This window comes from Flavonifractor sp. DFI.6.63, assembly GCF_024462255.1.
Taxonomy (GTDB): Bacteria; Bacillota; Clostridia; order Oscillospirales; family Oscillospiraceae; genus Lawsonibacter_A; species Lawsonibacter_A hominis.
The window spans coordinates 1-22343 of sequence record NZ_JANGBE010000015.1 but is presented as its reverse complement, the minus strand read 5'-3'; the positions used below and the strand labels follow the sequence as shown (position 1 = coordinate 22343).

The window sequence follows — 22343 nt, the reverse complement described above, 5'->3', positions numbered from 1 at the left end:
ATTAAAGAATACACAATTTTTGTGCAAATAGCATTAGCTATGCTTGACCTGTTTTGTTGTCTGTTTTTGATGCCGCGCGCATCTCGCCCGGCGTCATGCCGAAATATCTTTTGAAGCACTTATAAAAATGCGTCTGCTCAACGAAGCGGAGCATCCTCCAGACTTCCTTTATCGGGAGGTTGTACTCGACGAGGAGGACCTTCGCCCGCTCCATCCGGCAGGAGAGGAGGTACTCGGAAAAGCTCCCCTTGTACTCGGCCTTGAAGCTGCGGCTCAGATATTCGCGGCTGACATAGAAGTGGTCGGCCACGGACTGGAGGCTCAGGTTCTTGTCGTAATTTTCGCTTATGTACTGCCTGACCTGGCCGATATCCAACCGGCCGCGCTGCCTCAGGCGCCGGGCGGCCTCGTCCGAAGCCTCGCAGAACCATTCGCAGACGCGGTTCAGGACGCCGTCCATGTCGTCCCCGCTGCCGAACACGTAGCTGAGCTCGCCGCCGCCCTCCAGGCCGTTCTCCTGCATGAAGCCCTGCAGCACGGCGACGAGCGAGTAATAGCAGTATATCGTCTCCGGCAGGCCGGCGTCGCCGCCTATCCCGGCCTTGAGGGCGGCAAACCGCTCCTGTATCACCTTCTTGTCGGCGCTTCTCAGCAGCTCGCCCAACTCATACTGGAAGGAGCGGAAGCGCACCAGCCAGGGTTTGCCCTCGAGTATGGCCTGCCATTCTGAAGGCTTGGGGGAGTCCGCGGAGCGCTGTGACACCGCCCGAGCGCAGGCTGTCAGCTGCTCGTTGAGCTCCGACTCCTTGATGGGCTTGAGCAGATAGTCGGTGACGCCGCACTTCAGGGCCTGCCTCACGAGGTCGTAGTCGTCATACCCGCTGACTATCATGACCTGAGGCGGGCACGGCGCGCTCTGGAGCCGGGAGGCGAGCTCAAGCCCACTCATGCGCGGCATTTTGACGTCCGATATCACGATGTCCGGCTTGAGCTGCATGACCAGCTCCAAACCGGCCGCCCCGTCTTCCGCCTCTCCGACCACGGCAATGCCCAGCTCGCTCCAATGCCCCAGGGCTTTCACGACGTCCCGGACGCAGGGCTCGTCGTCAATTATCACTGCGGTGCAGTTCATTATTTCCCTCCTCTCCAAGCCTGTCCCTGAGCACCAGCGTTACGACGGTGCCCTCTCCCTCGACGCTCTGGATGTCCACGCCGAACGGATCTCCGCCGTCGCGCAGCCGTATTCGCATGTTCACGTTGGCGAGGCCTATGTGCCGCCCCGAGCGAAGGCCGCCGTAGTTCGCCGTCCGCAGCGTCTCCCGGAGTTCTGCGAGCTTCTCCTGCGGTATGCCGACGCCGTTGTCGGAGACGGTTATTTCCAGCCGGCCGTCCCTGCGCACGGCTTCGATGGATATGTCCCAGCACGCCTTCTTGTCCGGCAGGCCGTGCTGAAAGCTGTTTTCGAGTATCGGCTGCAATATCAGCTTCGGGACCGGAGCGGCCGCTATCTCTCCGGGCACGGCTATGCTGATGTGCAGTTTGTCACCAAACCGCTGCTTCTGGATGGAGAGATAGCTCTCAAAATAGTGCAGCTCTTCGGCGAGGGAGACGGTCTCGTCCGTAAAGTTCAGGCTGTAGCGGAGTATGTCCCCGAGCGCGGTCGTGACGGAGTATATCTCGGGCGCGTTTTTCCGCAGGGCCAGGCCACCGATTACCTGCAAAGTGTTATATAGAAAATGGGGGTTTATCTGCGACTGGAGCGCCTGCAGCTGTGCGCTGCGGCGGGCTATCTGGCTGGTGTACTCGCTGTCCACGAGCTCCTTGTTCTGCTTTTGCATGAGGTTGAAGCTGTCCAGCAGGAAGCCTATCTCGTCGCTGCGCTGGGAGCGCACGAGCACGTTGTCCTCAAAGGTGCTGCTGCGCATCGTATTGGCGAGCTCGACTATGGGGCGGCTTATCACGCGCGACACTATGGCTGAAAACAGCATCGAAGCCGCAACCGCGAGTATCGCGACAAAAATGCCGCTTACAAGAGTGCCCTCGAGCGAACTGCGTATCGCGCTGTCCGGCATGGCCTGGACGATATTCAGCTTGCCGCCGCTGACGGAGCGGTAAAACCAGTAGCAGCCGTTTTCGTGGGTGTGGCCGGAGATGGTCCCGGACAGCCGCTCTGCGTAACCAAGCGCCTCTTCCGCACCGAATCCCGCGTATTCGGACATGTCGGATTCTATGACCTCTCCCTGGTCGTTGAAAAGTATGATGGATTCCTGCGGTGTGGATTTGATGGCGTCAAGTATGTCCTGCACAAAATAAGCCCTCAGCCGCAGCACCAAAAGCGCATATGGCTCGCCGTTTTCAAACCGGTGCATCTGGTGCATGAGAAGTATCTCCCTGCCGCTTCTCAGGAACACCAGATTGCTCTGGAGCGCCTCGTCGCGGGAGAGCCACTGCTCCAGCCGGCCGGCCGTATCTGTGAAAAACGTACTGGAGCGCTCCGCGATGAGGGCCTTGTCCCGGCTGAGGTTGTAAAGCTCTATCGCGTTTATGTTCCTGTTTATGCTGACGGTCTGGTTGAGCCCGGTTATAAGCTCCAGCTTGGAGCTGTAGTTGAGCTCGTCTCCCTGTAAGCACCACTGAGAGAGGGCGCTCCTGAAATCCTTGTCTATTTCAAATTCATAAAACGTCCGCGTATAGTCCTCAATTTCCATCTCCAGCCGCTCCTGGAGCCATTCCACGCTCATCTTGCTGTCATATACAAGCTGCTCCTCCATCGTCCTGTATGTAAGCATCAGAGCTACGCATAGCACAATCAACACCGGCACAAGCGAAATCAGCGCCATGACCAAAAACAGCTTGCGGTACAGAGGCCAGGCCGTAAATCCAAGCTTGGCTCTTTTCAATTTCACCACCCCGCAGTTCATATGTTCGAGCTCATATGAAGTTTATCACACACGCCGGCCGCCTCGCCAAAAGAGAACTGGCGCAGCTCCGAAACATAAGCACATGGTCACGTTATCGCAATGATATCCTGATTCAAAAATATGGAGTCATCCTTCGGGTGAATGCCCCAAACGGCAGCATTTTCAATATCAGCCAAGCTATTCACCCCTATAATTGACTGAGAACAGTATACCACTCCGGGCGGGCACATCTCAAGTGCATCACAGTTTCAAAGCAAATTCTGTCATATCTTGTCGAGCGGTTCTTGTTGCACTGGGCTGTCTCAAAGGCCGAACACGCGGACGCGGGCGTCCGCGCGCGGATAGACGGGCTGTGCCGGGAGCATAAGCCGAAGAAGTGCCAGGTCGCCGTCTACAAGTCCGGCGCCGGAGGCCTCTAGACCGGCTCGTTACCATGTTTATCGACTACGCGCAGCTCATGGCGGAGGACGGACAGCCAATGAGCATGGCCGGCTGGCTCGGTCAGACGGACCGGCTCCTCGAGTTCAGCCGCTGCGACGTGCTGCCCGGCAAGGGCAAGGTCTCGCGCGAGGCGGCAGCGCGGTGCGTCTCTGAGGTCTGTGAGCAGTTCCGAAAGCCTCAGGACGCGGAGTACATCTCGGACTTCGACCGGGCCATGTCAAAGTATCTGAAGGCAGGCCGCGGGGATGGAGAATAATCTCCGCATCGCGGGATATTGCCGCATTTCCCTGGATGACGAAATGGATAGGGACAATGTCTCCGTTGAGAACCAGAAGGCCATCATCCGGGACTTTGTAGAACAAAAATTTCCCGGCTCTACCCTGACCTTTTTCGAGGACCGCGACCGTTCGGGCTACACTTTGGCACCGTGGGAACCGTTCTGCTTTGGAATGCCGGACTTGGCAAAACGGAAGGGGTGGAGAGATACATAATAACGAAAAACCGCCCCACGACACTATTTTCTGTCGCGGGGCGGTCTACTGTCTTGCCTGAAAAATTTAGTCCAGCGGAAGCTTTACGGGGTGGCCCTCTGCGGCAGACTTGTCGGCTGCAAACACGATGGCCTGGGTCTTCATGGCGTCCGCCAGGCTGACCTCAGTCTCCTTGTCGTTGCGGATGCAGTCGATGAAGTGGTCGATCTCCTGGGGGAAGGGGTGGTGGGTCACATCGCCGCTGTCCGGCGTGGTCACAGGGATCTCCATGTAGTCCAACTGACCGGGAATCTCCTCAGGAGAGTAGAGCTTGTTGTTCAGCAGGGTACCCTTATCTCCGTACAGATGCAGGTTGAAGATGTAAGGGGAGATGGTGTCGTAACTGCTGCCGATCTTGGCCATGGCACCGTTGGCGAACTTCAGGATCATCACCAGAGTACCGTCGAACTCCAAGTCTTTCCGACATCCGCTGGTGTAGGCGGTGACCTCCACCACCTCGCTCTTCATAAACTGGCGCATGGCATCTACGGCGTGACAGCCGCCCGCCAGCAGGGAACTGCCGCCCACGCCCTTCTGACAGGTCCAGGAGTAGCAGGGGTAGCTCTCGGTGACCCGGTGGAAATAGTCGGTCTCGGCGTAGTACAGATTGCCCAGATACTGTTGCTGGAGTTTTTTGGCCGTCAGGAACAGAGGATTCCAGTGAAGGACATAGCCTACCAGGGTCTTGACCCCGGCTTCATCTACTGCGGCCTTCATGGCCTTGGCGTCGTCCCAGTTCAGGGCGATGGGTTTCTCAATGAGGATGTGCTTGCCCGCCTTTGCGGCTTTGATCGTCTGCTCCGCGTGGAGGTGGTTGGGCGTGCAGATACACACGATGTCCACATCAGGGTCCTTTAGTCCCTCGTCAATGGTAGTGTACACCCGGGCATCGGGAACACCGCACTCCAAGGCCTTGGTCCGCCCCTTCTCCTCGCTCCGGGACACCAGCGCCACCACCTTGGAATAGGGGTTCATGGAGAACGCCCGAATATGCTCGCCAGAGACCCAGCCAGTCCCCACGATCATCACGCCATAGATCTTATCCATTGAAAACCATCCTTTCATTGCCGCCGTAAGCGGTGATTTTTATGAATAGTAAGCGGAAAACAGGCTCCGTGCAGTATCCTTTGCATATCGCAGGGTCTGTTCCACCAGATAGTGGGCGGGAGGCGTCAGCTCTACCACGGCAGTTCCATCAAATCCGGTCTCAGCCAGGGCACGAACCACCTCAGGGTAGTTTACATCTCCGTCCAGCAGATTGGTAAAGCCGTTGATATTGTCCACAGACATCCGATAATCCTTCAGATGGACCTGCTTGATGCGCTTGCCCATGGTGCGGATCCACTGCTGGGGATAGCCGAAGCGTTTGGCGTTGGCAACATCGAAGTAGATGCCCAAGTTGCTTCGCCCGGTCTCATCCACCAGCCGATTCAACTCCAGAGGACTGTACAGGAAATTATTCCATACGTTCTCGATTGCCAGATCAATGTCCGGTGCGTAGTCGGCCAACCGGGCCAGGCGCTCCTGCACCCGGTCATAGGCCGCCGGGTAGTCCATCTCTTCGGTGAGCATCCCGGGAATGACCAGGATGGTGGAGGCGCCGAGGATACGGGCTCCATCCAGCATCTTTTTCAAAGCGTACTCACTCTTTTCGGCGGTCACTTCATCCTCTGCCGTCAGAGGATAGATGGAAAAGCTAACGATGCCGCCCACACTGCCAATGGAGATCCCGCAGTCCTCCGCCATATGGCCCAGAGTGCGGATCTCCGCTTCGGTGGAGTGCATATTCAAAAGAGGATTGTGGTATCCGCTGATGTCCAGCGCATCGGTGACGCCGCCGCCCGGGGCAGCGCCGTCCGCGGCGGTGAAACAGATCTCCATGCGCTCATAGCCCAACTTGGCTGCCGAGCGAAGGACTTCCCCCACACTCCAGGACATGGGCCAGCAAAATTGATTGACGCCCAGTTTCATCTTTGACCTCCATACTTCCCCTATGGGAAGGTTATCTTACCGTTCCTTCTTAAATACGCCCTGACCAGCCACCACGCCGAAGATGATGAGGCCCTGGACGATGAGTTTACCCACTTGACCGATGGAGAGCATGGTGAGCAGGGCGAAGAGGAGCATCATGAAAAACGCACCCAGCACACAGCCCCACACACCGCCTTTGCCGCCCTCAATGGCATTGCCGCCAATGAGGACCGCAGCCAGGGAGTTGTTGATATAATCATTGCCCAGGGACAGGGAAGTGGTCCCGATGTAGCCAGAGGCCAGCAGGCCGGCCACTACCGCCAGCAGGGAGGACAATATATAGGTAGAAAACTTGATCCGCTCCACCCGGATACCGCACAAGCGGGCGGCCTTGGGGTTGCTTCCTACAGCGTAGAGCTTGCGGCCGTAGGGCGTGAACTTCAACACCACCCACACCAGAAGGGCCAGGGTCAGCCAGATCACAGTGGAATAAGGGATGGGCCCCACCAGGAAGCCGTTGCCGATCTGTTTCAGCCAGGGGGAGACATTGCCGCTGGGTGAGCCCCCAGTATAGACCAGATAGACACCTTGGAGAATGGACATGGTGCACAGGGTCATCACGAAGGGGGCGATGTTCAACTTGAGTACGCCGATCCCGTTGACCACACCGCAGAGCAGGCCCAGCAGCAGGCACACGGCTACGGCGGGCAGGATGTTTTCATCCTTGCCCTGCATGATGGAGACGGCGAATACGTTGGTCAGGGTCACCATGCTGCCTACGGAAAGGTCGATGCCGCCGCCCAGGATGACCAGCGCCTGTCCCAAGGCTACCACGCCCAGGGCGCTGGCCTGACGGGAGATATTCATGGCTTGGCCCACCGTTACGGAGCCGGGACGCATGATCCCCTGGATCGCGAAGAGCAACAGGATGACTCCCAGTAGGATCACCATCTGCTTGGCACTTTGCGAGAGGTTGCGGGGCGCCAGTTTACGCTCTGTCATACTTCTTCACCTCCACCATGGACGAGAGGGAGTAGATGATCATGGCGACCACCAGCAGAAGTCCCTTTAGTACGTATTGATAAAAATGATTGATACCCAGAATGTTCATCATATTGGAAAGCATTCCGATAAGAAAAGCTCCGGCGATGCTGCCCGCCACCATGCCCACGCCGCCGGTGAGGGCTGTGCCGCCAATGGCGGCGGCAGTGATGGAGTCCAGACCGAAGGTGGTGCCCACCAGGGGATCGCCGATCCGTATCCGGCTGGCCAACAGCAGGCCGGTGACCGCCGCACACAGAGCGGCAATGACATAGGTCAGCACGCTTACCCGTTTAGCCCGCACGCCCATAGAGGCGGCGATGTCGGCGTTGTTACCGATGGCGTAGACCGACACGCCGGTGGGCGTGCGGTACATGAAGCGGCGGATGATGAGATAGACAATAAGCAGGATGAGGATAGACACGGAGAAGATACCGGCCCGAGCCATCATCACTTTTGCAAAGCCGGTATTGACCTTTCCGCCGGCCACAGGTAGTACGCCCTGGGCCACACCGGAGAGCAGAATCATCATGCTTAGGGTAGTGATGAGGGGCGGTACCTTGGCGTAGTTTGCACCTATGCCATTACACAGTCCGACAATCCCGGCGACCAGAAAGACCGCCAGTATACCCAGCGCCAGGCTGAGGCCCGTTCCGGGCTTCATCACCACGGCGGCAATGCAGGTGGACAAGCTAATGAGAGAGCCTACCGACATATCGATGCCGCCGCCGATCATGACTACCGTTTGTCCCAGGCTGACTACGGCCAGAGGAACACACTGGACGATGATGTTGCCGATGTTTTCCGCTGAGCGATAGGTGGGGGAGATCACGACCATGATGAGAAAGACTGCCAGTAAAAGCCCGTAAATGACGAACAGGCTCTTCATTTGCGGTCGAACGGTATGTTTGAGTTTCACGTTGCGCTCCCCTCCTTTTTTCCGCCGCTGGCCGCCTGCATCAACCGCTCTTCCGTGGCCTCTGCCCGGGGTACTTCGGCAGTGAGATGTCCCTCATAGAACATGAGGATGCGGTCGCTCAGGCCAATAAGTTCCAGCATATCGCTGGTTAGAATGACGATTCCCATGCCCTCCTGGGTCAGTTCGTGGATGATCTCATAGACCGACATCCGTGCTCCCACGTCGATGCCCCGTGTGGGCTCGTCCACGATCAGTACCTTGGGACCAGCCATCAGCCAGCGGGCCAACATCACTTTCTGTTGGTTGCCGCCGGACAGGTTTCCCACTTTTTGCTCCAGAGAAGGGGTCTTGATCTTTAGACGTCCTGCCTGGGCCTGAGCCTGACGCTGCTCCTCGTCCCCCTTGATCAGGTGGAATTTGGATATGACCCGTTCCAGAGCGGCCAGGGAGGTATTCTCCCGGATAGACTCATGGAGGATGAGCCCCTCACCTCGCCGGTCGTGGGTCACATAGCCCAGCCCGCTGCGGATGCGTCCGCCAATGGTCTGCTTGGGGGCTATGCTCTGACCGCGGACAGTGATCTCCCCAGCGGTGTAGCGCAGGTCTCCAAAGATGGCCCGTACGGTTTCCCGCTGGCCTTGGCCTTCCAGGCCGCCCAGGCCCACGATCTCTCCCGCACGGACGGTAAAACTGATATCTTCCGCAGCCCCGGGGACCCGCAGGCCCTTTACGTCCAGCAGGACCTCTCCAGGCGTGACAGCGGAGCGGTCGGGATAGATGTCGCTGAGGGTCCGGCCCACCATCATGGTGATCATCCGGTCCTTGGAGATATCCCCACGTTCCAGCTCACCGGCGTTCTTGCCGTCCTTGAATACGGTCACCCGGTCCGCCAGATGGACCACTTCTTCCAACCGGTGAGAGATGTAAATGATACCTACGCCTTGATCTCTCAGCTTCAGCAGAATGGCGAACAGTCGCTCGACCTCTTCTTCGCTGAGCGCGGCGGTAGGCTCGTCCATAATGAGAAGTTTCGGCTCACTCAGTACCGCACGGGCAATCTCAGTGAGCTGTTGATCTGCCAGCTTCAGGCTACCAACCTGGGCGTCGGGGTCCAGTTTGTACCCCAGACGCTCGTTCACTTCCATCACCTTCTGCCGCATGGTCGCCCGGTCCAGAACGCCCTTGCGGAGGATCTCATGGGAGAGGAACATGTTTTCCGCCACCGTCAGGTTGGTCAGCAGGTTGGATTCCTGATGGACGAAGCCGATCCCGTGGTCATAGGAGGTGTTGGGGTCGGGCAACTCCACTCGTTTTCCATCCAGCCGTATCGTTCCTTCCGTAGGAGTCAAAAGACCGCCCAAGAGGTTCATCAGCGTACTCTTTCCCGCGCCGTTTTCTCCCACCAGAGCGTGGATCTCGCCCAGTTCGCAGTTGAAATTCACGGAATCCAGCGCCGTCACACCAGCAAAACGCTTGGTGATCCCACTCATTTCAAGATAGGGATGCTCGCTCAATCTGATTCACTCCTTCCGCCCTGTAGAAGGCGAAACCTTGGTCTAAAATGCACTGGGGGAAAATTCCCCCAGTGCATTTGGAATCTGTGTAGTACGTTGTTGTCAGCCCAGGCCCTGGGTGCCGTCCTGGCCATCGCCGTACAGGGCCACGCGGTCCTCTTCGGACATGTGGGTGTTGGCCCAGAAGCTGTCGGACAGGTCATCGCGGACGTAATCGTTCAGCTGGTCCTGGGTGATAACGGGGATCTCTACCACGGTGTCCTTCTCGGCAGGAGCGTTGCCGTCCAGGATATCCAGACCAATGCGGGCACCCTCGGCGAACAGCCAAGTGGGCATGGAGGTGGCGATAGAGGTGAAGCCGTTTTCAGTGTTGTCGCGCCAGATCTTCAGGAAACCGTTGTTATCCTCGCCGGTCATGGGGCACAGGGGACGATCAGCAGCCAGGAAGGCCTCCACGGCGCCACGGGTCATGTCGCCGCCACAGGACCAGACGCCATCAATCTCGGGGAATGCGGCCAGCAGGTTCTCAGTCGCAGTCTTGCCCTTAGCGTAATCCCAGTCGGCGTATTCCTCACCCAGGACCTTGATGTCGGGATACTGGTCCAGAACTTCCTGGACACCAGCCCGACGATCCACGGCGGAGGACAGACCGGCCATGCCGTTGAGGATGATGATGTTGCCCTTGCCGCCCATCTCTTCGGCCAGCCACTCCATACCCACGCGGCCGAAGTCCTGATCCTTGGCGGACACGGAGGCATCATACTGGTCCGTGTTCACAGGAGAGACGCAGGTGACCACGGTGATACCCTTGGACTTGGCGTCTTCAATGACGGGCACCACGGCATCGGGAGAGATGGCCTGGAGCATCAGCAGGTCGATGTCCTTGCTGATCAGGTCCTGAATGTCGGAGATCTGCTTGTTGACGTCGTTATTGGCGTCCGTGATGTAATACTCGCCCACGCGGGGATCGCTCTTCAGGTAGGATTCCAGCTCATTAACGCACTGGACGCCCCAGGAGTTGCCCACCCACACGTTGGAGAAGCCCACCTTATAGGTCTTGGGGCCTTCCTCCATTGCGGCGGACCCGGCGGGATCGGGGGCGGGAGTTTCTTCCGAGCCTCCTCCGCATCCCACCAGTCCAAGGAGCATGACCAGTGACAGAGAGCCGACTGCAAGACGTTTCAGCATACTTTTCATTGTTTTTCGTCCTTTCCTGTTCAAATTGGTGGTGGTTATCGGCGAATAGTAAAATACACAAAAATGTTTCTGTACCGTTCGCCTTTCCTGTTTATAGTGTACACCTCACTTTTGTCAATGACAATTGCAAATATGGCGGAATTACTGGCAAAAACGGCTTGTTTTTCAAGAGACTTCCTCTTTGTCCCCGCTTGTGATATACTATGACACAACCAATGGAGGTGCTTGAATGGACGGGATCAATTGGAGTTATGATTTTCTTCCAGGCTTCCCTATGCACATCTTTCCCTTTACCGTCTCAGGAAACCGGGATAGCATCCACTGGCACCAGTACTACGAAATTGGCCTGTGCGTCAATGGACGGGGCAAATTTGTCTATATGAACAAGGTGTACAGCGTAAAGAAAGGCGACCTGTTCATCTCCAATAACTTTGAAAACCATGTAGCCATTGGCGAGGATGGGGAAGAGACGGAGTACATCTTCCTCATTTTTCTGCCAGAATTTATCGCCCATCCCCACGGGCGGCAGTTTGACCTTTCCTATCTTTCTTTTCTGAAATACAATCCTCTCACCTTTACCAATAAGATCGACGCAGAGCTTCCTGTAGCGCAACGGCTGTACAGCTTGTTCAATGAGACTTTGGCGCTCTACCAGGGAGATGACCCTTTTCGCCGGATGGAGCTGGACATCAAGGTGCGGCAGATTCTCCTTGAACTTTCGCGCCACTACGCTCAGAACAGTGAACAGGAGGATACCGGGGATGTTCTGCTGCACGTCAAGGTGCAGAAAGCCATCAAGTATCTGAACATCCATTACAGTGAAACTATCACCATTGACCGTATGGCAGCCCTGTTGGATATGAATCCTTCTTACTTTCGCCATCTTTTTAAGAAGTCCACCCAGATGTCCTTTAAGTCTTACGTTACCTATCTCCGCCTTTCCCAGGCTCAAAAGTTGCTTATTGCCACCAACAAGAGCGTCAGCGAGATCATTTCCGAGGTGGGATATAGCAATATCAGCCAGTTTTATACGGTCTTTCACAAGTTTGCCCATATGTCCCCGGCGGAGTATCGTCGCCAGTACCGCAACGGCCTGGACTGATTTGCGCCAGCCTTTTTGTGAATCCCAGTAAAACTGAACGAGGACACCACGGAGTTTGGCACCCTGCGGCAGGGCAAGTACACCCGCAAGAAGATCAATGGCAGGGAGCTGAAACGGGACGAGAATGACCATCTGGTATTTGAAAACCACCATCAAGCCATCATCGACTACCGCACCTTCGCCACAACGAAAGCCCTGCGGGAAAAGCGCACCACCTCCTGCTACAGGGGTGTGAAGATCAACGACAACATCTATTCCGGCTTCCTGTCCTGCGGCGACTGCGGCAGCCCCATGTTCGCCATGAGCCGGCAGGACTTGCGGGACGCCTACCGCTGCGGCGGGTACCACAAGCGGGGGGTGAAAGCCTGTACCAGCCATCACATCCGCGTGGACAAGCTGGATACGGTGGTGAAGGAATATGTCCGCAAGGTAAAGGAAAACTCCTCAGTCATGTTGGAACGCCTCAACGCCGACCTTGCCCGCGAGCAGGAGGACATCGGCGAGACCGAGCGCTCGGCGGAGCATCCGGCGGAAGTCCTCGCCGATTTGCAGGAGGAACTGAACGCCGCGAAGCGCCAGCGCATCCGGGATATCATGAAGCACCCGGAGAATGAGGAGACCCTGGAAGAAACCTACAATGATTTGGAAAGCGACCTGCTGCGCCGCATGGATGGTCTCAATCACCATATCACCATGACGGAGGACAAACGCAACACCATCATTCAGATGAACCGCATCGCCAAGACCGCCATGGAGGTATTCGAGGATATCCTTCAAAAGCCCAAGCTGGAACGCAATGATTTGGAGCTGATTATCGAGCAAATCAGGGTCTATGAGGATCACATCGAAATCCAGCTCAAGGCGGACATTGACGCCATTCTCCAGAGCGGCACGCTTCCGTCACAGAGTGAAGAAACCGTCGCCGCCATAGGGACGGAGGGCACCGCAAATTTTCCTGAAGGCATCGTGGATAGCTTGCAGGCCCAGTTCGTCCAATCGTCGAAAAACCGCTTGGACAAGGTCTACGATGTCAATGTGATCCGAAACGGAGCGCATCTGAAAATAGGCACACCGCCGCGCCGACGGCCCCGGCGATATCCCTACCTGCTCCGCATACCAGAAGCAGCGCTGCCCCTGTCCGGGGCAGCGCTGCTTCTGGTATGCGGATATCCAGGCCTTCTTCTTTTGCATGGACCGCCGGGATGCGCAGGTCCGCCGCCGGCATAAGAGACCAGGCTCCCGCGTCGTCTCCTCTTGCCCGCCGCTCAGTCCTTCTGCATGATCTCCAGCATGTCCGCCGTGAGGTCCGTGGTATAGGGGTTGAGGCTGTGGGTATTGACCAGCTCCAGCACCTGGTCGGGATAGAGCTGATAGCACCAGGTCCAGCCGCGGTAGGTGATGGTGCCGTCCCCAGGCAGCACCGCTGTGGTCAGTCCGGCCGAAAAGTCAAAGTCCAGGGCCTTGGTGCCGAAATAGGTCAGCGCGTTCAGATCCAGGTCGGTCTTCACGTTGTTCAGGAGGATATCGATATATTCCGGGAATTTCTGCGGGTTGGCGACGGCCTTTTTCAGCACGGCGGTGAGCAGGTCCCGCTGGGTCTGTGTGCGCCCCACATCCGCGCCGTTGTAGATGTCATAGGTGTGGACCTGCCCCGCGTCGTCGATATAGGAGTTCTGCCGGCAGCGGGCCACCTTCAGCGCGTCGGCGCCGGAGAGCCACTGGCTGCCCTTATTGTAGTGGATGTGCAGGTCCTGCGTGGGGTCGTCGTAGCTCATATCCACCGGCACGTAAAATTCCACGCCGCCCACCGCGTCCACCAGGCGGACAAAACCGCTGATGTTGACCTTGATATAGTAGTCGATGGGAAAGCCCAGGATCTTGGAGACCTCCGTCTTCAGCCCGTCGATCCCATTATAGGCGTATGCGGCGTTGAGCTTGTAGAAGTTCTTGCCGTTGGACTCCCGCACCCCGTTGATAAAGGTATCCCGCGGCAGTGAGACCAGCCCCACCGTCTGGTTCACCGTGTCGTACGTGGCGACCATCATGGTGTCGGTGTTGCCGTTGCCCTGGTCGCTGGCCACCAGCAGAAAGGTATAGGTATACTCCTTGCGCGCCATGGCAGGCTCCGGCGCCGGGGTAACGGCGGCCAGGCGCTCGTCCACTTCCGTATCCGGATCATCGGTGGGCTGTATGCCGGCCGCCGGCGCGGGACCTGTAAGCTCCGGCGGCCGGGCCAAATAGCGGTATACGCCGTAAAGCACCACGATGACGGCGGAAAGCGCCACCGCCACCCGGTATAGGATCTTTCCCACCCGCCGGGCGGGGGAAACTGCGCTCTTCATGACGCGTCGGGCCAAGGGAGACGCCCCCTTCTTTTGTGAAATGACAACACCGTTCCGGCCTTGCTTCGACCAGCCCGAAACACGGCCTGACGTCTGTTTGAAGCACTGGAAAATGGCGCAGGCGCGCAAACGGACGCTAGTCCAGTATACAGGTTCCGACGAACGGGGGCAAGGAAAAGTTTCACGGTTTCGATTATTTTAAGAAATTGCCGCCGTCCCCGGGAAATGCCTGCGTTACATGCAGCAGCAGGGTCTCCGGCTCCAGCTGAGCCCGGTACCCGCCGCAGTTGGGGCACATCCAGCCGTAGTATTCCCGCTCGGGACGGCCGTATTGCGCCAACAGGCCCATGAGCGCCCCGCCGTGGGATACCACGCCTACCCGTCCAAAGCCCCGGCGCCCGGCATCCGCGGCCACCTTCTTCAGGCCGGCGGAGACCCGCTCCACCACCTGTTGGGCCGATTCGCCCACCGGCAGGGCGGCAAAATTAGCGCCCCCCGGCGCACCGATCCAGGCTTGGTAGAGAGGATCGTCCTTCAGCTCCTCGTGGTTTTTCCCCTCAAAGGGGCCGAAGTCCGTCTCCCGCAGCTCGTCCACCACCGTCTGTTCCACCCCGGGCCACAGCAGCTGCGCCGTCTGCCGGCAGCGCAGCAGGGGACTGCGGTAAACATGCTCCACCGCCGGCAGCGTCGGCCCCACCTGCCAGGCCAGCGCTTCTCCCTGGGGGGCCAGGGGCACGTCCAGCGTACCGATGAACCGCTTCTCCAGGTTGCCCTGGGTGGTGCCATGCCGGATCAAGATCAGTTCCATGTGCCTTCTCCTTTCAGTACCATGCTCAATCCGCAGAAGATACGCTCCACACGTTCGGCCCGCGCCGCCAGGCGGCAGCACAGCCGTCCCACCTGCTCCCGGCGCAGCCGCTGCTCCGGGTCGGCGGGCACCACGCCGCTGCCCACCTCGTCGCAGATCAGGATAATCTCCGGGTTGGCCGCCAGCAGCTCGTTTTCCTCCAGCTCCGGCCACTGCTCCACCCCCGCGAAAACAGGGCGGCTGCGGGCCGTCTCCGGGTCCCTTGCCACCTGTTCCGGCCCCAGGCCGGTCTTCTGCAGCACATACTCTAGCTTCCCCTGGCCCGCACCGCCGATGATGAGGATCATCCAAACACCTCCAATCGCATGCCCACGGCCGCTCCCAGCACCACTGCCAGCTCGCACAGCTGCAGAAAGAAGCCGGCCAGATCCCCGGTGATGCCGCCGAACTGGCGCCGGGACATGACGGTGTAGTACAGGCAGACCAGCGCCGCCCCCGCCAGCGCGCCCGCTCCCGCCCAGGGGGAGAGCAGCGCCATGGCCCCACCGGCCGCCGCCGTCCACAGACCCAGGACGCAGCGCGCCTTCACGGCGTCCATCGGCGCGGTGAAGGCCGCCAGCAGCCCGCTGCCCCGGGCGTTGGGCAGCACGGCGGCGAAGAGGCCCGACAAGCTCCGGGACAGCACCGGGCCCAGCGCGAGCACCCACGTTTCCCGCCCGGCGGGCAGCGCCTCGCACCAGACGGCAAAAAAGCAGATCAGATACAGGCAGCAGCAGATGATGGCAAAGGCCCCCGTGTGGGAATCCTTCAGGATCTCCAGCTTCCGCTCCCGGCTCTGGTGGGAGGACAGGGCGTCGCAGGTATCGCAGAAGCCGTCCAGGTGGATGCCGCCGCTGACGGCCACCGGCAGCAGCAGCGCCCCGGCGGCGCAAAGCACAGTGCTCAGTCCCAGCAGCTGACTCAGGCGCAGCCACAGCCACAGCAGTCCTCCCGCCGCCAGGCCGACCGCCGGGAACCACCACAGGGCCCGGGACAGGCTCTTCTCGTCCCACTCCACCCGGGGCATGGGCAGCTTGGAATACATGGCAAAGGCAATGACCAGGCTTTTCACACCGCTTCCCCCTTCCAGCCGACCGGGATACCGCATACGACCTCCCAGACTTGCTCCGCCGCGGCGGCCAGCTTCCGCTCCAGACGCGCCAGCTCCGCCAGCCAGGCCCGGGTCTGCGCCGCGTAATCCATACCTCCGGCGTACACGTTGCCGGTGACCACCGCCAGCAGGGCCGAGCGCTCCGCAGCCCGGAGCACCCCCCGCAGCACCCGCTCCGCCGCGCCCGCGGCCCCAGCGGCTCCGAAATACTCGTTGGCAAACAGGTTGGGCAGATCCTCCAGCAGCACGGCGCAGCCCTCCGGCAGTGCAAATCCCGCCAGGTCTGCCGGGCGCTCTATCGTCTCAAAGCCCTTTCCGGCCCGCATGGCCCGGTGCCGCTCCACCCGGGCCTCGCTCTCGGCGTCCCACACCTGCATGGTGGCCAGATAGAGCTTGGGCTCGCCCCGCGCGCCCACCAGGGCCTCGGCAAACGCCGATTTGCCGCTGGAGGCGCCGCCGGACACCAGGATCAGCATTCGTCTTCCCCCCCCAGGGGCTGATACGCCTCGATCTTCACGTCGTCAAAACTCGCCATCTCCCGGTACACGGCAAGGCCCATGTCCAGCAGGGGCATCACCGCCACCGCGCCGGTCCCCTCTCCCAGCCGCATCCCGGCAAAGAGGAACGGCCGCAGCCCCAGCGCCTCCAGCACCAGGGTCCCGGCCGGCTCCTGCGAGGCGTGGGAGCCCAGCATGTAATCCACCGCCGCCGGGCAGAGACGCGCGGCGATGAGGGCGGCCACGGAGGAGATGAAGCCGTCCACCAGCACGGGAAGCCGGCAGGCCGCGCCTCCCAGGAACACTCCGGCCAGCCCGGCCAGATCCAGTCCCCCCACCTTGGCCAGCACGTCCAGGGGATCGCCGGGGTCGGGGGCGTTGACCGCTACCGCCCGCTCGATTGCGGCGATCTTCCGCCGCAGCCCCGCGTCGGAAAGCCCCGCGCCCCGCCCCGTCATGGTCACGGCGGGTTGGTCCAGCAGCACGCAGGCCACGGCGCTGGAGGTCGTGGTGTTGCCGATCCCCATCTCTCCGGTGGCCAGCAGGCGGCAGCCCTGCTCCTTCAGCTCCCGCGCCACCGCCGCCCCGGTCAGAATGGCCCGCTCGGCCTCCGCCCGCGTCATGGCGGGGCCCCGGGTCATATTGGCGGTACCCCGGCGGACGCACCGCTGCAGGATGCGCTCCCCCTTGACCGGCCGGGCCACGCCGATGTCCACCGGCACCACGTCCGCCCCGGCGGCGCGGGCCATGGCGCACACGCTGGTATCCCCGGTGGACATGTTCTCGGCGACGATGGCGGTGACCTCCTGCCCGGTCTGGGTGACCCCCTCCTCCACCACGCCGTTGTCGGCGCACATGACCACCACAGCCCGCGGGGCGGTCTCCACGTCCGGACTTCCGGAGGCCCCGGCGAGGCGCTCCACCGCCTCCTCCAGCAGACCCAGGCTGCCCAGGGGCTTGGCGATGGAATCCCACCGGCGGCGGGCCGCCGCCCGGGCGGCCCCGTCGGCGGGACGAATGGATGCGATCAGTTCCGGTACGGTCATTGTTTTAACTCCTCTCGTTCTCCCAGCAGATAAAAACGTCCCTTGGGAAAGATGATGGACACCCGGGTCCCCTCCCCCGCCTGCGAGGCGATGGAGAAGCCCAGCCCCAGCCGCCCGCACAGCGTTCTGCACAGGTAAAGGCCCAGTCCCGTGGAGCGTTTGGACAGCTTCCGGCCATTTTCCCCGGTAAAGCCCTTTTCACATACCCTGGGCAGATCGGCCTGCGGAATCCCCACCCCGTTGTCCGCCACGTTCAGCGCCACCGACTGCTCCGCCCGGCTCTGCGTAAAGACGAGCCGGGGGTGCTCGCCCCGATATTTGATGGCGTTGGAAATGAGCTGGCCCAGGATAAATTCCACCCACTTTCCGTCGGCGTAGGCCACGGCGTCCAATCCCTCCAGCTCCACGGAGAACCCCGCGGCGATGAGCGGCCGGGCGTACTTCTTCACCGCGTCGGAGGCCGCTTGGCGCAGGGCCATGGGGCGCACCACATAATCCCGCTCCACCGCGCCGCTCCGGGCGTAGAACAGCGCCTGCTCCACATAACCCTCGATTTGAAACAGGGCCTCCTCCAGCCCCTGAAGCGGTGGACCCGGCAGGTTCTCCAGGGTCAGCCGGGCCGAGGCGATGGGCGTTTTGACCTCATGGACCCAGGTTTCGATGTATTCCCGGTAGTCCGCCATGTCCCTCCTGGCGGCGGCCAGGGCGTCGTTCATGGCCTTGTTGGTCTCCTCCATGGCCCGGCAGAACAAGACCCCCTCCGGGAAAGAGGGCTGTTCCAGCAGCTCGGAGAACAGGTACTTGCGCTCCAGCGCGTCCAGCATGCCCATGGCTTCGTCGTAGAATGTCTTTTTGCGGATGTATTCCGCGGTCAGGGGCAGCAGTCCGCCCAGCAGAAAGACCAGACACAGCAGGGCGATGGCCCCCGGATGGACCGACAAGACCCAAAGCAGCACCGCCGAGAGCAGCACGGAAAAGCCCAGTCCCGCCAGATAAGGCGCCTTGTCCCGCCAGAACCAGCCCGCCGTCACAGCTGATACCCCTGTCCCCGGCGGGCGGTAAGAAACCCCTCCGCTCCCAGGCCCTCCAGCTTTCGCCGCAGGCGTGCGACATTGACGGTGAGGGTGTTGTCGTCCACAAAGGCGTCCGACTGCCAAAGCGCGTGCATCAGCTCCTCACGGGAGACGATGCGCTCCGGGTTTTTCAGCATAAGCTGGAGAATGCGCGCCTCGTTGCGGGTCAGCTCGGCCTCCCGCCCGTCCAGCAGGACCGTGCTCCGGCTCAGGTCCAGGGTCAGGCCCCGTTCCGACAGCACCGCTCCGCCCTGGGCGGGATAGGCCCGCTGCAGCAGCCGGCCGATGCGGGCCAGAAGGATCTGTGTGTGATAGGGCTTGGTCAGAAAATCGTCGGCTCCCAGGTTCATGCTCATCAGTTCGTCCAGCTCGGTGGAACGGCTGGTGACCACAAGGATGGGCAGCTGGGACTGCCGCCGCAGCTCCCGGCAGATGTGATAGCCGTCATACCGGGGCAGATTCAGATCCAGCAGGGCCAGGTGGGCCCCGCTGTACAAGATCTGTCCGGCCACATCCTCGTAATCGTCGGTGGAGGCGCAGACATAGCCGTACCGCTCCAGCAGCGCGGCCAGCTCCCCCCGCAGCGCGGGGTCGTCCTCCACAAGAAAAATGGTATGGGACATGGTATCCCTCCCTGCGTTGTGATCTTCCGGAAGCACGGAGCCCATCAACGGGCGCCGGGCGGTTCCGCGGTTCCTTCCGCATTATAGCAGAAAAAAGCGGCGCGTCCAACCCCGGACGCGCCGTCTGATCACCAGAATATACCCAAGATCCGTTCACTGATGGCATAATAGAGGGGGATGCTCAGAAAAAGCATCCAGCCCGGGTGCCAATTATCCAGCAGAAACCCTGTGATCAGGAAAACAATGACCACAATGATCGGATATACGTCACCCAGTCCCAATACCGCGCTGGCGGCAGGCAAAGCTACCATCAGCACCAGGGTCAGCAGCCACAAAAGCGCTTGCTTCTTTTTTTCAAACACCTTTTTCTGCTGCTTTTCCCAGGCCCGCTCCGCTTCGTCCCATTCCCGCGCGGCGGCAAAGACCTCTGCCTGCTCGTCCTCCGCCTCCTCCGCCGCGGCCGGTCCCGTCTGAGATGCATAGGCGTACTGGCTTTCGCAGCGGTCGCCCCCCTGAGCCGGCTGCAGCAGCAGCTCGTCCAGAGAAATGCCGTAGAGCCGGGCCAGGGCGATCAGATTATCCGTATCGGGAGAGGACTCCGCCCGTTCCCACTTGGAAATCGCCTGGCGGCTCACCCCCAGCCGGGCCGCCAGGTCCTCCTGGGATAACCCCCGCTCCCGCCGCAGCGCCACCAGCCGGTTTGCAATCTCTAGATTCATTCGCCAACGCTCCTTCTCTGTGCTTGTGCGTTCAGTTTACCAGATTTCCGCCCGCCGCGCCACCCATTTTACGTTTCAGCGTCCGCAACTATCGGTTGCGTGCCCCTAAAATCAGATAGATTCGCTTGCCAAACCGATAATGGATATGGGGGCCTCCCGCCCGCTTTCCCTTTTGATTTCTCTTTGCGGCCTGAATGCGTCCTTACCGTCATACAATCGGAAAGTATTCCAGCCGAAAAGTCCGGTCCTCTTGGGATGCGAACAAATATGGTGCTTCTCTAAACCTTATACCACTTCTTGTTCCCCTCCTCATGGCGTATAGATAGGCCGATCCACTGCCAAGCTACCGCCCAGCGCCAAGGACACCCCCAAGGTTCTTAAGGCTTCCGGAAAGAGGACTCTGTGGCATTTCCCCCTAAAACCAATGCCGCCGGTCGGGTCAAAACATTGAGAAACCACCATTTAGGTGAAGCAGCACATGCATACCCAAATGGTGGTTTCTCACAGGATAACTATCGTTTTTACTTGCTTGCCTTGAGGGTGCGGATGGCTTCGATGAGCATGGGCGCGACCTTATAGAGGTCGCCGACAATGCCGTAGGAGGCCACTTCGAAGATGGGAGCGGACTCGTTCTTGTTCACCGCGATGATGCACTCGGAGTCCTGCATGCCCGCTTTGTGCTGGATGGCGCCCGAAATACCCAGCGCCACGTAGATGCGGGGATGTACCGTCTTGCCCGTCTGCCCCACCTGATGGTCCGCGCTGATCCAGCCCGCGTCCACGCAGGCGCGGGACGCGCCCACGACGCCGCCCAGCACCCCTGCCAGCTCCTCCGCCAGCGCCAGGCCCTTCTCCACGTCCTTGCTGATGCCGCGTCCCACAGACACCACTACGTCCGCTCCGATCAGGTCCACCAGCTTCTTGGCCGCCTTCTTGACCTCCAGCACGTCCACATGGATATCCTCCCTGGACAGCTGCACGGCCACCTTCTCCACCACCGTCCTGGCGGCGCCCGCCTCGTCGTACGCCTGCGTCTGCATCACGCCGGGACGCACCGTGGACATCTGCGGACGGAACCGCGGGCAGATGATGGTGGCCATCAGGTGTCCGCCGAAGGCCGGACGGGTCATCTTCAGGTTGGTGTTCTCCTCGAACACCGTGTTGTCCACGTCGATGGTGGAGGTGGTCTTCAAAAACTCCTTGTACTTGGCCACGTCCACATCCAGGTGCGTGCAGTCGGCCGTCAGGCCCGTGTGCAGCCGGGCCGCGCACCGCGGGCCTAGGTCACGGCCGATGTTGGTGGCGCCGATCAGGAAGATCTCCGGCTTCTTCTCTTCCACCAGGTCGCAGATGACCTTGGTGTACGCGTCCGTCGTATAGACGTTCAGCAGCTCGTGGTCGCAGTAGTACACCTTGTCCGCGCCGTACCCGCCCAGCGCCTTCAGGTACTCCTCCTTCACGTTGTGCCCCAGCACAACCCCAGCCAGCTCCACGCCGAGGTCGTTGGCCAGCTTCCGCCCCTCGCTCAGCAGCTGGTAGCTCGTGCTCATGATCACGCCCTCGCGCTGCTCACAGAATACCCATACGCCCTTGAACGCCCCGGTGTCCTTGCTATTGAATTCAGCCATTTCCTGTCTCTCCTCTCTCTTAGATGATGTGCTTCTCGTCCAGCAGGCCCACCAGCTTGTCGACGGCGGCCTTGTCGGCCCCTTCGAGCATCATGCCGGCGCCTTTCACCGGGGGAGAGAAGGACTTATACACATTGGTCGGAGAGCCCTTCAGGCCGATGGTGTCCACGTCGATCAGCGGATCGTCCTTCAGCGTCTCGTAGTTGTAGACCTCCAGCGGCTTCTGATAGCACTCCATGATCCCGCCCACGCTCATATAACGGGCCGGGTTCAGCTCCTTCACGCACGTCAGCAGGCACGGCGTGGCCACCTTGATGGTCATGTACCCGTCCTCCAGCAGCCGCTTTACCGTCACCGACTTGCCTTCCACCGTGATCTCCGCCACGTAGGACACCTGCGGCACATGCAGCTTTTCCGCGATCTGGGGGCCGACCTGCGCCGTGTCCCCGTCGATCGCCTGCCGGCCGCAGAAGATGACGTCGTCCTCTTCCACCCCGATCTTCTTGATCGCCGCCGCCAGGATCTGGGAGGTCGCGTAGGTATCGCTGCCCCCGAACTCTCGCGCGGAGACCAGCACCGCCTCGTCGCACCCCATCGCCAGCAGCTCACGCAGCATCCCTTCCGCCGGAGGAGGTCCCATGGACACCACAACCACCTTGCAGCCCGTGGCGTCCTTGATCCGCAGCGCCGCCTCTACCGCGGCCAGATCGTCATGGTTGGTAATGGTCGCCATTGCCGCACGGTCCATGGTGCCGTCTTCCTTTACCGCCACCACCCCCGAGGTATCCGGGACCTGCTTGACACAAACGATTGCTTTCATA

The 22343-nt window shown here is 60.3% G+C and carries 23 protein-coding genes; 4 read left to right on the top strand and 19 right to left on the bottom strand.

The window, feature by feature from the left end; translation table 11 throughout:
• Positions 1 to 37: 37 nt before the first annotated feature.
• Both NE547_RS09530 and NE547_RS09525 read right to left on the bottom strand, forming a co-directional pair.
• Positions 38 to 1132, bottom strand: coding sequence for a response regulator (locus NE547_RS09530; protein WP_256175605.1), 1095 nt, complete (start codon positions 1130 to 1132; stop codon positions 38 to 40).
• On the bottom strand, positions 1107 to 2921 hold the full coding sequence (locus tag NE547_RS09525; protein WP_256175603.1) for a sensor histidine kinase: 1815 nt from the start codon (positions 2919 to 2921) through the stop codon (positions 1107 to 1109). The genes NE547_RS09530 and NE547_RS09525 overlap by 26 nt, the downstream gene beginning before the upstream one ends.
• A 376-nt stretch (positions 2922 to 3297) precedes the next feature.
• Between NE547_RS09525 and rhuM the strand changes: the two genes are divergently transcribed.
• Positions 3298 to 3618, top strand: coding sequence for a RhuM family protein (gene rhuM / locus NE547_RS09520; protein WP_256175601.1), 321 nt, complete (start codon positions 3298 to 3300; stop codon positions 3616 to 3618).
• Positions 3608 to 3853 carry a hypothetical protein gene (locus NE547_RS09515; protein ID WP_256175687.1) on the top strand — a complete coding sequence of 82 codons (246 nt, stop codon included), beginning with the start codon at positions 3608 to 3610 and terminating at the stop codon, positions 3851 to 3853. The genes rhuM and NE547_RS09515 overlap by 11 nt, the downstream gene beginning before the upstream one ends.
• Positions 3854 to 3919: 66 nt before the next feature.
• Here NE547_RS09515 and NE547_RS09510 read toward each other — a convergent pair whose 3' ends face one another.
• From NE547_RS09510 to NE547_RS09485, 6 genes are all read right to left on the bottom strand, one after another.
• Complete coding sequence (locus tag NE547_RS09510) at positions 3920 to 4939, bottom strand: Gfo/Idh/MocA family protein (RefSeq protein ID WP_243204683.1); 1020 nt, start codon at positions 4937 to 4939, stop codon at positions 3920 to 3922.
• Between the two features lie 39 nt (positions 4940 to 4978).
• Positions 4979 to 5863 (bottom strand): sugar phosphate isomerase/epimerase, encoded by an 885-nt coding sequence (locus tag NE547_RS09505; RefSeq protein ID WP_186906836.1) that lies wholly within the window; start codon positions 5861 to 5863, stop codon positions 4979 to 4981.
• A gap of 36 nt (positions 5864 to 5899) precedes the next feature.
• Positions 5900 to 6865, bottom strand: coding sequence for an ABC transporter permease (locus NE547_RS09500; RefSeq protein ID WP_186906837.1), 966 nt, complete (start codon positions 6863 to 6865; stop codon positions 5900 to 5902).
• Positions 6852 to 7823 carry an ABC transporter permease gene (locus tag NE547_RS09495; protein ID WP_256175599.1) on the bottom strand — a complete coding sequence of 324 codons (972 nt, stop codon included), beginning with the start codon at positions 7821 to 7823 and terminating at the stop codon, positions 6852 to 6854. The genes NE547_RS09500 and NE547_RS09495 overlap by 14 nt, the downstream gene beginning before the upstream one ends.
• Positions 7820 to 9337: a sugar ABC transporter ATP-binding protein gene (locus tag NE547_RS09490; RefSeq protein ID WP_243204684.1), complete on the bottom strand. Its 1518-nt coding sequence runs from the start codon at positions 9335 to 9337 to the stop codon at positions 7820 to 7822. The genes NE547_RS09495 and NE547_RS09490 overlap by 4 nt, the downstream gene beginning before the upstream one ends.
• A 102-nt stretch (positions 9338 to 9439) precedes the next feature.
• On the bottom strand, positions 9440 to 10534 hold the full coding sequence (locus NE547_RS09485; RefSeq protein WP_186906838.1) for an ABC transporter substrate-binding protein: 1095 nt from the start codon (positions 10532 to 10534) through the stop codon (positions 9440 to 9442).
• Between the two features lie 229 nt (positions 10535 to 10763).
• On the opposite strand from NE547_RS09485, the gene NE547_RS09480 reads away from it, so the two are divergent.
• Both NE547_RS09480 and NE547_RS09475 read left to right on the top strand, forming a co-directional pair.
• Positions 10764 to 11636 (top strand): AraC family transcriptional regulator, encoded by an 873-nt coding sequence (locus NE547_RS09480; protein WP_186906839.1) that lies wholly within the window; start codon positions 10764 to 10766, stop codon positions 11634 to 11636.
• Between the two features lie 231 nt (positions 11637 to 11867).
• Entirely contained in the window at positions 11868 to 12863 is a 996-nt protein-coding gene (locus NE547_RS09475) for a recombinase zinc beta ribbon domain-containing protein (RefSeq protein ID WP_256175597.1), read from the top strand.
• A gap of 38 nt (positions 12864 to 12901) precedes the next feature.
• Here NE547_RS09475 and NE547_RS09470 read toward each other — a convergent pair whose 3' ends face one another.
• The 11 genes from NE547_RS09470 to acrB form a co-directional block, all read right to left on the bottom strand.
• Positions 12902 to 13993: an LCP family protein gene (locus NE547_RS09470; RefSeq protein WP_243204686.1), complete on the bottom strand. Its 1092-nt coding sequence runs from the start codon at positions 13991 to 13993 to the stop codon at positions 12902 to 12904.
• 178 nt (positions 13994 to 14171) lie between these two features.
• Positions 14172 to 14786 (bottom strand): histidine phosphatase family protein, encoded by a 615-nt coding sequence (locus NE547_RS09465; protein WP_186906840.1) that lies wholly within the window; start codon positions 14784 to 14786, stop codon positions 14172 to 14174.
• Entirely contained in the window at positions 14777 to 15133 is a 357-nt protein-coding gene (locus NE547_RS09460; RefSeq protein WP_186906841.1) for a bifunctional adenosylcobinamide kinase/adenosylcobinamide-phosphate guanylyltransferase, read from the bottom strand. The genes NE547_RS09465 and NE547_RS09460 overlap by 10 nt, the downstream gene beginning before the upstream one ends.
• Positions 15130 to 15897 (bottom strand): adenosylcobinamide-GDP ribazoletransferase, encoded by a 768-nt coding sequence (locus NE547_RS09455; RefSeq protein ID WP_256175596.1) that lies wholly within the window; start codon positions 15895 to 15897, stop codon positions 15130 to 15132. Before NE547_RS09455 ends, NE547_RS09460 begins: the two co-directional genes overlap by 4 nt.
• Positions 15894 to 16412: a bifunctional adenosylcobinamide kinase/adenosylcobinamide-phosphate guanylyltransferase gene (locus tag NE547_RS09450; RefSeq protein WP_186906843.1), complete on the bottom strand. Its 519-nt coding sequence runs from the start codon at positions 16410 to 16412 to the stop codon at positions 15894 to 15896. The genes NE547_RS09455 and NE547_RS09450 overlap by 4 nt, the downstream gene beginning before the upstream one ends.
• Complete coding sequence (gene cobT, locus NE547_RS09445) at positions 16406 to 17479, bottom strand: nicotinate-nucleotide--dimethylbenzimidazole phosphoribosyltransferase (protein WP_186906844.1); 1074 nt, start codon at positions 17477 to 17479, stop codon at positions 16406 to 16408. The genes NE547_RS09450 and cobT overlap by 7 nt, the downstream gene beginning before the upstream one ends.
• Entirely contained in the window at positions 17476 to 18510 is a 1035-nt protein-coding gene (locus tag NE547_RS18600; RefSeq protein WP_186906845.1) for a HAMP domain-containing sensor histidine kinase, read from the bottom strand. The genes cobT and NE547_RS18600 overlap by 4 nt, the downstream gene beginning before the upstream one ends.
• Positions 18507 to 19175: a response regulator transcription factor gene (locus tag NE547_RS09435; protein ID WP_256175594.1), complete on the bottom strand. Its 669-nt coding sequence runs from the start codon at positions 19173 to 19175 to the stop codon at positions 18507 to 18509. Before NE547_RS09435 ends, NE547_RS18600 begins: the two co-directional genes overlap by 4 nt.
• Before the next feature lie 128 nt (positions 19176 to 19303).
• Positions 19304 to 19894 carry a helix-turn-helix domain-containing protein gene (locus NE547_RS09430; protein ID WP_186906847.1) on the bottom strand — a complete coding sequence of 197 codons (591 nt, stop codon included), beginning with the start codon at positions 19892 to 19894 and terminating at the stop codon, positions 19304 to 19306.
• 521 nt (positions 19895 to 20415) lie between these two features.
• Complete coding sequence (gene acrA / locus NE547_RS09425; RefSeq protein ID WP_186908072.1) at positions 20416 to 21522, bottom strand: acryloyl-CoA reductase electron transfer subunit beta; 1107 nt, start codon at positions 21520 to 21522, stop codon at positions 20416 to 20418.
• A gap of 19 nt (positions 21523 to 21541) precedes the next feature.
• Positions 21542 to 22342: an acryloyl-CoA reductase electron transfer subunit gamma gene (acrB, locus tag NE547_RS09420; protein WP_186908071.1), complete on the bottom strand. Its 801-nt coding sequence runs from the start codon at positions 22340 to 22342 to the stop codon at positions 21542 to 21544.
• Position 22343: the final 1 nt, after the last annotated feature.

Excerpts from the sequence above, each read along its gene's own strand:
- NE547_RS09530 (WP_256175605.1), bottom strand. The coding sequence starts at position 1,132 with ATGAACTGCACCGCAGTGATAATTGACGACGAGCCCTGCGTCCGGGAC.
- NE547_RS09525 (WP_256175603.1), bottom strand. The coding sequence starts at position 2,921 with ATGAACTGCGGGGTGGTGAAATTGAAAAGAGCCAAGCTTGGATTTACG.
- NE547_RS09515 (WP_256175687.1), top strand. The coding sequence starts at position 3,608 with ATGGAGAATAATCTCCGCATCGCGGGATATTGCCGCATTTCCCTGGAT.
- NE547_RS09510 (WP_243204683.1), bottom strand. The coding sequence starts at position 4,939 with ATGGATAAGATCTATGGCGTGATGATCGTGGGGACTGGCTGGGTCTCT.
- NE547_RS09505 (WP_186906836.1), bottom strand. The coding sequence starts at position 5,863 with ATGAAACTGGGCGTCAATCAATTTTGCTGGCCCATGTCCTGGAGTGTG.
- NE547_RS09500 (WP_186906837.1), bottom strand. The coding sequence starts at position 6,865 with ATGACAGAGCGTAAACTGGCGCCCCGCAACCTCTCGCAAAGTGCCAAG.
- NE547_RS09485 (WP_186906838.1), bottom strand. The coding sequence starts at position 10,534 with ATGAAAAGTATGCTGAAACGTCTTGCAGTCGGCTCTCTGTCACTGGTC.
- NE547_RS09480 (WP_186906839.1), top strand. The coding sequence starts at position 10,764 with ATGGACGGGATCAATTGGAGTTATGATTTTCTTCCAGGCTTCCCTATG.
- NE547_RS09465 (WP_186906840.1), bottom strand. The coding sequence starts at position 14,786 with ATGGAACTGATCTTGATCCGGCATGGCACCACCCAGGGCAACCTGGAG.
- NE547_RS09460 (WP_186906841.1), bottom strand. The coding sequence starts at position 15,133 with ATGATCCTCATCATCGGCGGTGCGGGCCAGGGGAAGCTAGAGTATGTG.
- NE547_RS09450 (WP_186906843.1), bottom strand. The coding sequence starts at position 16,412 with ATGCTGATCCTGGTGTCCGGCGGCGCCTCCAGCGGCAAATCGGCGTTT.
- cobT (WP_186906844.1), bottom strand. The coding sequence starts at position 17,479 with ATGACCGTACCGGAACTGATCGCATCCATTCGTCCCGCCGACGGGGCC.
- NE547_RS09435 (WP_256175594.1), bottom strand. The coding sequence starts at position 19,175 with ATGTCCCATACCATTTTTCTTGTGGAGGACGACCCCGCGCTGCGGGGG.
- NE547_RS09430 (WP_186906847.1), bottom strand. The coding sequence starts at position 19,894 with ATGAATCTAGAGATTGCAAACCGGCTGGTGGCGCTGCGGCGGGAGCGG.
- acrA (WP_186908072.1), bottom strand. The coding sequence starts at position 21,522 with ATGGCTGAATTCAATAGCAAGGACACCGGGGCGTTCAAGGGCGTATGG.
- acrB (WP_186908071.1), bottom strand. The coding sequence starts at position 22,342 with ATGAAAGCAATCGTTTGTGTCAAGCAGGTCCCGGATACCTCGGGGGTG.